This window comes from Mesorhizobium sp. M7A.F.Ca.ET.027.03.2.1 (assembly GCF_003999175.1).
GTDB lineage: Bacteria > Pseudomonadota > Alphaproteobacteria > Rhizobiales > Rhizobiaceae > Mesorhizobium.
Genome location: NZ_RZOM01001169.1, coordinates 1 through 1,823 on the forward strand (window position 1 = coordinate 1; position 1,823 = coordinate 1,823).

A 1,823-nucleotide genomic window follows, 5' to 3' on the forward strand; every position below is an offset into this window, starting at 1 on the left:
TCGCCTGCTCGGCCGGTGAGAGCGGCGACAGGAACCGCCGCCCGACCTCGACGCTGCGTTCGAGCCGCTCCAGCGTATAGTCGGTCCCTTTGCTGGTCAGCGCGATCATCGTCAGGCGTTGGTCGGTTTCGGAGGCGCTGCGCGTGATCAGCCCGTGTTTGAGCAGTTTGCGCATGACGATGCTGATGGTCGATGGGTCCATCGCCGTCAGCCGGCCGAGATGGTTCTGCGAAACTTCGCCATGCTTGAGGATCGTGGCGAGCGCCGCGAATTGCGTTGGCGAAAGGTCTTCGCCGGCCATGACCTGCTGGAAGCGCAACGTCGCGCGCTGATGCGCCCGGCGGATGACGTGCGCCGGGTGGCGGTCCAGTTCATAGCCGGTCCCGGCGTACTGCTGCAGCACCTGCTCGCGGCTCAGGGGTGCATCGCCTCCCGGCGTTTCGCCTTTTTTGGATTGCGGTTTCTTTTCAGTCGTCACACCGGACTCCTATCGCCGCTGTCTTGGATGTCGCCGGCCGGAAAAAGCTCAAGCCGCAACCCTCGCTGGTTGAAGCGATGTCCCGTCGCGGAGGGCTGCGACGACATCAGCCGAATCGCTGATCACGCCGAAATGGGTCGCTATGTCATACAGCGAGCTTTCCTGCTCGCGTGGTCCCGTTGCCGCGCAGCAATCGCTTGGCACTACCACCTCATAGCCCTCGAAAAAGGCATCGTGGACGGTCGAGCGCACACAGATATTGGTGACCACGCCGAAGATGATCAACTGATCGATCTGCATGTCTTTCAGCGTCAGGTCGAGGTCGGTTTGGAAGAAGGCCGAGTAGCGCCGCTTGATCACATGGATCTCATCATCGCGGGCGCCGAGATCCTCGATGATCTCCGGCCCCCAGCTTCCGTCCAGGCAATGCGGCGTGCGCTTCAGCCATTCGCGCTCGCGTCGCATGCCCGGCCGGTGGCTGTCATGGACCCAGATCACCGGCACGCCGGCGGCGCGCGCGGCCTCGATCACGGCCAGTTGCGGCCCGACCAGCGTCTCGTACCCAGGCAGGACCATGGCCCCGCCGGGCTTGCAGAATTCATTGATCATATCGATGACGACAACGGCTGCACGGCGTGAATCGAGACGCACCGCGTCATCGTGCCGATGTGAGGAAAAACTGTCCACGGACATGGCGAGCTCCTTTGACCGATCGTTGATGCTCATACAAAAAACCCTAGTGGATGCCAAGTCAATCCCGTTCGACGCAAAGCGTGCTGGTCGGCCTTGCGCACCGCGCTCCGACAAGCGTATGCGCTATTTGTCCATCGCGAAATGGCCTTGACAACGCTTGTCAGGCATGTGCTCGATTTGTATGACCATCAATGATATTCAAGCCGCTTAATTGCGGAGCCGAGGTCGAGATATGAAAACCATCGTCACCGGAGCCAGTGGCCTGCTTGGCCGCCATGTGGCCGAGGCTCTGGTTGCGGCCGGCCACGATGTGCTTGGTGTCGATGCCGTAGTGCCGGGTGAGGTCGCATGGCGCCACGCAACCGCCGATTTGACCGATCTGGGGTCGACGCTGCAGCTGGTGCGCGATTGCGATGCGGTTGTGCATGTCGCGGCCATTCCGCGGCCGACCGGCCGGGCCGGCGGCGAGGTGTTCAAGACCAACATCGCGACCGCCTACAATGTGGTCGAGGCAGCTGCCATGGCCGGCGCCAGGCGCTTCGTCTATGCCTCGTCCTTCAGCGTTTTCGGCTATCCCTTTTTCGAGAAACCTGTTCGACCGCCCTATCTGCCGGTCGACCTGAACCATCCGGTCGGCGCGCAGGACCCGTAC

The 1,823-nt window shown here is 62.3% G+C and carries 3 protein-coding genes; 1 reads left to right on the plus strand and 2 read right to left on the minus strand.

The genetic code is table 11. The features are described 5' to 3' along the window. Window positions 1-478 (minus strand): MarR family transcriptional regulator (locus tag EN750_RS32515; protein ID WP_127399134.1); only part of this gene is annotated, 478 nt, incomplete at its 3' end. A 48-nt stretch (window positions 479-526) separates the two neighbouring features. Beyond that, on the minus strand, window positions 527-1,171 hold the full coding sequence (locus EN750_RS32520; RefSeq protein ID WP_127399136.1) for an isochorismatase family cysteine hydrolase: 645 nt from the start codon (window positions 1,169-1,171) through the stop codon (window positions 527-529). 232 nt (window positions 1,172-1,403) lie between these two features. Here EN750_RS32520 and EN750_RS32525 point away from each other — a divergent pair. Beyond that, window positions 1,404-1,823 (plus strand): NAD-dependent epimerase/dehydratase family protein (locus EN750_RS32525; protein ID WP_127399135.1); only part of this gene is annotated, 420 nt, incomplete at its 3' end.